Here is a 6,735-nt window from a genome sequence, read left to right as displayed (position 1 = left end):
ACCCGCCAACCTCTCGATCAACACAGCCCCAATCAACCCCTCAACCCCACCCAGACCAGCCATCAAAGCCCCTCAGAACCTCAACAACTCGCCTTCAGCGGAGCCCTCGATTATGGCACGGATTTCGTCCGCTCCGCAATCGCTCCTCAATTTTTCGCGTCAACCCACCATCGAACTCCCGACCAGCGCGCCCTACTGCCGCGCCGTCCTTGTATTCGGGGGCAATGCCTGCGGCCAGCTGGCTCGAAAGGGGTTGATGTCCAGCCCTCCACGCCGGGTGTAGCGCGCATAAACAGCCAGTTTCGTCGGTTGGCAGCGGCGCCAGATGTCCCAGAACATGCGCTCGGCGCAGGGCTCATGGAATTCGTTGTGATTGCGAAAGCTCACGATGTAGGCCAGCAGGCCCGCTTGGTCGATCGGCGGGCCGCTGTAGCGGACCTGAACGCTGCCCCAGTCGGGTTGCCCCGTCACTAGGCAGTTGCTCTTGAGCAGGCGGCTGCAGAGCGTTTCCGTCACAGGCCCCAGCGTCGCATCGCTCGACAGCAACTCCGGTGCGGGCTGATAGTGCGTGCACTCGATGTCCAGGCGGTCGAGATCGAGGCCATCGAGCTCGTGCACCTGCTCGCGGCCAAACAAATCGGGCGCCACCAGCTTCACTCCGATGCCGGCGTCCCGGTCGCTGCCTCGCCACAGCGCCTCACCCAGATCCGCGCGCAGGCGCTCGCGCACAGCCTCGAAGTTCGCAAACACCGTGCTGTTGAAGCTATTGAGATAGAGCTTGAAGGACTTGCTCTCGATGATATTGGGCGTCTCGCAAGGCACCGTGAAATGCGCAATCGCGAGCTGCGGCTTGCCGCGGGCGTTTAGCCAGCTGAGCTCGAAGGCCGTCCAGAGATCCGCACCGAAGAACGGCAGCGGCTGGTTCGCGATGCCCATGGCTTCGCGCTGGGTGGCGCGCGGAATTGGGAACAGAAGGCCGGGGTCGTAACGCTCGACATAGGCAGAGGTTCGCCCCAGCTGCGATTGTTCAGGTGTGTTGTCTAGGCTCATGCATGCTTCTCGGCAGTCTGCAAAAAGGGAATGATGTATTGCAGCAGGATGTCGCACACCGGTGGCGGCAGGTCGTGGCCCATGCCGGGCACCGAGAGGAAGCGCGCGCCCGAAATCCGGCGCGCCGTATCCTGGCCGCAGGCGATGGGCACCAGCGGATCCGCGTCGCCATGCAGGACCAGCGTGGGGCTGGAGATTCGCCCCAACAAGGCATGGCGACTGCTGTCGGCGCCGATCGCCAGCATCTGCCGCACGATGCCAGCCGGCCGGTAGGCACGACGCAGACCGTGGGTGATGCGATCGGTCAGGGTTCGCTCATCCTGGGCATATGCGGGGCTGGCGATCAGCCGGACCACGCCCAGACTGTGCGCTACCAGCGCGGCCTCGGTCCGGCTCGCCGGCCGGCGCATCAGCGCCGCAGCGACGTCGGGTCGCGGTCCCGGCAGATTGCGTGCCCCGCTCGAGCTCATGATGCTGACCAGGCTTGCGGTGCGTTGCGGCGCTGCGACGGCCAAGCGCTGCGCGATCATGCCGCCCATCGAAGCGCCCACCACATGTGCGCGTCGAATGCCCAGGGCATCAAGGACCCCGAGCGCATCGTCGGCCATGTCCTGCAGCGAATAGACCGAGCGCACCGGCAGGCCCATGCGATGCCGGACGCTCTGCCAGACCAGGTTGCCCGTGCCGGCGTGGTCGAAGCCCTGGCTGAGACCAATATCCCGGTTGTCGTGGCGCACGACGCGGAATCCGGCGTCGACCAGAGTTCGCACGAATTCCTCGGGCCAGGCGATGAGCTGCATGCCCAGGCCCATGATCAGGAGCACCACCGGCCGACCTTCGCCACCGCTGTCCTCGACCTCGATCTGGATGCCGTTGGCTTTGAGTTTCATGACGTGGTCAGCCCCTTGCAGGCTGGCGCAGTGCCTAGCGGAACTCGCGTTCGCGCAACCACTTGGTCGCCACCCACTTCTCGCCCGCCAGCACCGGGGCACCCCCATGCAGGGTGTGCGTCGCCGGATCCGGCCGCTCGTAGCTGAAGAAGACGCCGGTGCCGCGCTTGGGCGCGACTTCGAGGCCCACGTCGGGGAACGTCGTGGCACCGCCGAGCTCCGGCTCCTGCAGGTACATCACGAGCGTGGCCACGCGCTGGCCGCCACGGCGCAGGATGGTGGGCGTGCCGGGCTCGCCAGGATCGAAATAATCGTAGTGCGGCCGGTATTGGGCGCCAGGCGAGTAGCGCAGGATCTGCAGGCCCTCGCCGAACTCCAGCGGCCAACGCAGAAGCAACGCGATGCGCTGCTCCAAGCGTGCGACGATCGGGTTCTCCCCCCGCTCGAAGAACATGCCGTCGCTGGTGCGATCGACATTGAGCGCTTCGCCGCCTGTCTGGGTCTCCACGGTGAGCGAGCGTGCGAGCCGCTGCCGCGCCGTGTGGATCAGGCCCTCGCATTCGTCATCCGAGAGCAGGTCGCCGAACACGATGACCCGCGGGTGCCGCAGCGTCTGAAGCACCTGCACGCGACGATCGCCAGCATCGATGTACAGCGGCGCGTTCGACAAATCCGGCCCCGGCATCGATGTCCGTGCAACAGCGATGGTCGGGTGGCCCGCTGCCTGTGCCTCGACCTCCGCGAGAGCCGCATCCGCCGCATCGGCATGCCAGCCCGCCTCGCGCATCGAGGTACGCAGGCTGGGGATGGAATGCCCAGCTGCGAGCTGGGTGACAACCCATTCCCGCAATTCGGGACTGATCGCTTGACTCGTCACGCTGATCTCCTTCGAAATACGAAACGCTCCGGCGCAGAGGCATGGGCGTCGAAAGCATAGCCTTCGAGATCGAACTTCTCCAGCGCCTTGGGGGTGGAGGACTTGTGCAGCACGGCCCAGCGCGCCATCAGGCCCCGGGCGCGCTTGGCGAAAAAGCTGATGACCTTGTACTTGCCGTTCTTCCACTCCTCGAACACGCACTCCACCACCCGCGCCTTCAGCACCTTCAGGTCCACCGATCTGAAGTATTCCTGCGAAGCCAGGTTGATCACCACCGGCGTGCGGTCCGCCGCCAATCGTTGGTTGAGGTACTCGGAGATGCGTGTGTTCCAGAAGGCGTAGAGATCCTTGCCGTGCCTGTTGGCCAGCCGCGTGCCCATCTCGAGCCGATAAGGCTGGAGGCGATCCAGCGGGCGCAGGACACCATAGAGACCGCTCAGGATGCAGACATGCTCCTGCGCCCATTCGAGCTGTGCAACGCTCAGAGTTTTCGCGTCGAGCCCGCCGTAGACATCGCCATCGAAGGCCAGCACTGCTTGCTTCGCATTGTGGGCGTTGCCCTTGGAGGCCCAGGCCGCGTAGCGCGTCGCGTTGAGTGCCGATAGCTTGTCGGACAGGCCCATGAGCTCGGCAACCTGCTGCGGCGACTTTTCGCGCAAGATCTTGATGAGTTCTGCAGCGGGGCCCCGGGGCCCCTCGAAGTGCGGCTGGGTGGCAGGGAGGGTGCCGGACACTGGGGTTTCGTAGTCGAGCGACTTGGCCGGGGAGAGCAAAAACAGCATCCGCGAATTATCCCGCGGGACCGAGGCGAGACGGCGCGAAGGGGGTTAGAGTCGCCCTGCATCGCACACCGGCGATCAGCTGGTGCTGAACCCCACCCCGGATCGCGCTCGAATAAAATCGGGGCTTCCCCAACCCACCCGAACGGCATCCTGCGGGATGCCGTTTTCGTCTTTGCACCCATGAGCGACACCTTGTCCCAGCCCGGCCTCGAGAGCCTGTCTAAATCCTTCGAACCCGCCGCCCTCGAGGCTCACTGGGGTCCCGAGTGGGAGCGGCGCGGCTACGCGAGAGCAGGCGTTCGCGGCACGGGCCAGCCCAAGGAAGGCGCAGCGTCCTTCGCGATCCAGCTGCCGCCGCCGAACGTGACCGGCACCCTGCACATGGGCCATGCGTTCAACCAGACGATCATGGACAGCCTGACGCGCTACCACCGCATGAAGGGCGACAACACGCTGTGGGTGCCGGGCACCGACCATGCGGGCATCGCGACCCAGATCGTGGTCGAGCGCCAATTGCAGGAACAGAAGATCAGCCGCCACGACCTCGGCCGCGAGAACTTCGTGGCACGCGTGTGGGAATGGAAGCAGAAGTCGGGCAACACCATCACCAACCAGATGCGCCGCATGGGCGACACGGTGGACTGGAGCCGCGAGTACTTCACGATGGACGAGAAGCTCTCGAAAGTCGTCACCGACACCTTCGTGCGGCTCTACGAGGAAGGCCTGATCTACCGCGGCAAGCGGCTGGTCAATTGGGACCCGGTGCTCAAGACAGCGGTGAGCGACCTCGAGGTCGAGAGCGAGGAGGAGGAGGGCTTCCTTTGGCACATCGCCTACCCGCTCGAGGACGGCTCCGGATCGCTGATCGTCGCGACCACGCGCCCCGAAACCATGCTGGGCGACGTTGCCGTCATGGTCCATCCGGAAGACGAGCGGTACAAGGCGCTGATCGGCCGCAAGGTGAAGCTGCCCCTCGTCGACCGCCTGATCCCGGTGATCGCCGACACCTATGTCGACAAGGAATTCGGCACCGGCGTAGTCAAGGTCACGCCCGCGCACGACCACAACGACTATGCGGTGGGCCAGCGCCACGGGCTACCCGTGATCGGCGTGCTGACGCTGGATGCCACCATCAACGACAACGCGCCCGAGAAGTACCGCGGCCTGGATCGCTTCGACGCCCGCAAGTCGGTCGTGGCCGATCTGGAGGCCCTGGGCCTGCTGGTCGAGACCAAGAAGCACAAGCTCATGGTCCCGCGCTGCGCGCGCACCGGCGCCGTGGTCGAGCCGATGCTGACCGATCAGTGGTTTGTCGCCATGACAAAGCCTGACGCCAACGGCCAGTCGATTGCGCAGAAGGCTATCGACGCGGTGCGCTCGGGAGAAGTGCGCTTCGTGCCCGAGAACTGGGTCAACACGTACAACCACTGGATGGCGAATATCCAGGACTGGACCATCTCGCGCCAGCTCTGGTGGGGCCACCAGATCCCGGCTTGGTACGACACCGAAGGCAATCTGTACGTGGCGCGCAGCGAAGCAGAGGCCCAGGCGCAGGCCCCGGGCAAGACGCTGGTGCGCGACGAGGACGTCCTCGACACCTGGTACTCCGCGGCGCTGGTGCCCTTCTCCTCGCTGGGTTGGTCAGAGAAGACGCAGGACTACGATCTGTACCTGCCCTCCAGCGTCCTGGTCACCGGCTACGACATCATCTTCTTCTGGGTCGCCAGGATGATCATGATGACGAAGCACTTCACCGGCCGCGTCCCCTTCAGGCATGTCTACATTCATGGGCTGGTGCGCGATTCGCACGGCCACAAGATGAGCAAGTCAGAGGGCAATGTGCTCGACCCGGTGGATCTCATCGACGGCATCGCCCTGCCCGAGCTGCTGGAGAAACGCACTCAGGGCCTGCGCCGCCCCGAGACCGCACCGGCCGTGCGCAAGAACACGCAGAAGGAGTTCCCGGACGGCATTCCCGCTTTTGGCGCCGACGCGCTGCGCTTCACGTTCGCCTCCCTTGCCTCGCTCGGCCGCAACATCAATTTCGACCCCAAGCGCTGCGAGGGCTACCGCAACTTCTGCAACAAGCTGTGGAACGCGACCCGCTTCGTTCTGATGAACTGCGAGGGTCATGACTGCGGTCTGCGCGAGCACACCAAGGAAGAATGCGCTCCGGGAGGTCCGGCCCACGGCTACCTCAAGTTCAGCCAGGCCGACCGCTGGATCGCCTCGCAGTTGCAGCGCGTCGAAGCCGAGGTCGCCAAGGGCTTCGAGGAATACCGGCTCGACAACGTTGCCAATGCGATCTATCAGTTCGCGTGGGACGAGTTCTGCGACTGGTATCTCGAGATCGCCAAGGTCCAGATCCAGCAGGGTGAGCCCGCCCAGCAGCGCGCCACCCGCCGCACCCTGATCCGCACGCTCGAGGCCCTGCTGCGCCTGGCGCATCCGCTGATCCCCTTCATCACCGAGGAGCTCTGGCAAAAGGTGGCGCCGGTGGCCGGCCGCCATGGCGAGTCGGTGATGATCGCGCCCTATCCGCAAAGTCAACCCGAGAAGATCGACGAGGCCGCGGAGGCTCACGTCGCGCGCCTCAAATCGCTGGTCGACGCTTGTCGCACGTTGCGCGGCGAAATGAATGTCTCGCCCGCCATGCGCCTGCCGCTCTATACCGTGGCCGACACCGCGGAGGGCAACACCTTCGTGCGCGAAGCCGCCCCGGTGCTGCAGGCGCTGGCCAAGCTCAAGGAAGTCAAGGTCTTCGACAATGAGGCGAGCTGGGCCGCAGCCGCCGAGGCGGCCCCCGTCGCCGTTGTGGGCGATGTGCGGCTGTGCCTGCACATGGAGATCGACAAGGCCGCGGAAAGGGCCCGCATCGGCAAGGAGATCGCTCGTATCGAGAGCGAGATCGCCAAGGTCAATGCAAAGCTCGGCAACGAAGCCTTCGTTGCCAAGGCGCCGGCCGCGGTGATCGAACAGGAACGCAAGCGGCTGGCGGACTTCAGCGCCACCCTCGAGCGGCTGCGCGACCAGCTTGTGCGCCTCGGCTGACACATGCTGACCACGGAGAGCTTTAGTATTCGAGTCGGGCGCCGCCGAGCGCCGCCCTCCTCCGATTCACCGACCAAACGCTAAG

Annotated in this window: 5 protein-coding genes; 1 reads left to right on the top strand and 4 read right to left on the bottom strand. The window is 65.2% G+C overall.

What is annotated here, in order from left to right:
* Positions 1–192: 192 nt before the first annotated feature.
* From queF to yaaA, 4 genes are read right to left on the bottom strand one after another with little or no spacing between them, the layout of a single operon-like run.
* Positions 193–1,050, bottom strand: coding sequence for an NADPH-dependent 7-cyano-7-deazaguanine reductase QueF (gene queF, locus ACMGEZ_RS29175; protein WP_436825767.1), 858 nt, complete (start codon positions 1,048–1,050; stop codon positions 193–195).
* Entirely contained in the window at positions 1,047–1,940 is an 894-nt protein-coding gene (locus tag ACMGEZ_RS29170) for an alpha/beta fold hydrolase (protein ID WP_436825766.1), read from the bottom strand. The genes queF and ACMGEZ_RS29170 overlap by 4 nt, the downstream gene beginning before the upstream one ends.
* 34 nt (positions 1,941–1,974) lie before the next feature.
* Positions 1,975–2,817, bottom strand: coding sequence for a 2OG-Fe(II) oxygenase (locus tag ACMGEZ_RS29165; protein ID WP_436825765.1), 843 nt, complete (start codon positions 2,815–2,817; stop codon positions 1,975–1,977).
* A complete protein-coding gene (gene yaaA, locus ACMGEZ_RS29160) occupies positions 2,814–3,599 on the bottom strand; it encodes a peroxide stress protein YaaA (protein ID WP_436825764.1) in 786 nt (261 codons plus the stop codon). The genes ACMGEZ_RS29165 and yaaA overlap by 4 nt, the downstream gene beginning before the upstream one ends.
* A gap of 180 nt (positions 3,600–3,779) precedes the next feature.
* Between yaaA and ACMGEZ_RS29155 the strand changes: the two genes are divergently transcribed.
* On the top strand, positions 3,780–6,650 hold the full coding sequence (locus tag ACMGEZ_RS29155; RefSeq protein ID WP_436825763.1) for a valine--tRNA ligase: 2,871 nt from the start codon (positions 3,780–3,782) through the stop codon (positions 6,648–6,650).
* The last annotated feature ends 85 nt before the right edge of the window (positions 6,651–6,735 follow it).

The organism is Variovorax stachyos (assembly GCF_051400855.1).
In the GTDB taxonomy this organism is placed as follows: Bacteria; Pseudomonadota; Gammaproteobacteria; order Burkholderiales; family Burkholderiaceae_C; genus Variovorax.
Note: the sequence above shows the minus strand (reverse complement) of the source record. Positions and strands in the feature narration are given on the sequence as shown.

Coding starts and splice junctions, on each gene's coding strand:
- ACMGEZ_RS29155 (WP_436825763.1), top strand. CDS start 3,780: ATGAGCGACACCTTGTCCCAGCCCGGCCTCGAGAGCCTGTCTAAATCC.
- ACMGEZ_RS29170 (WP_436825766.1), bottom strand. CDS start 1,940: ATGAAACTCAAAGCCAACGGCATCCAGATCGAGGTCGAGGACAGCGGT.
- queF (WP_436825767.1), bottom strand. CDS start 1,050: ATGAGCCTAGACAACACACCTGAACAATCGCAGCTGGGGCGAACCTCT.
- yaaA (WP_436825764.1), bottom strand. CDS start 3,599: ATGCTGTTTTTGCTCTCCCCGGCCAAGTCGCTCGACTACGAAACCCCA.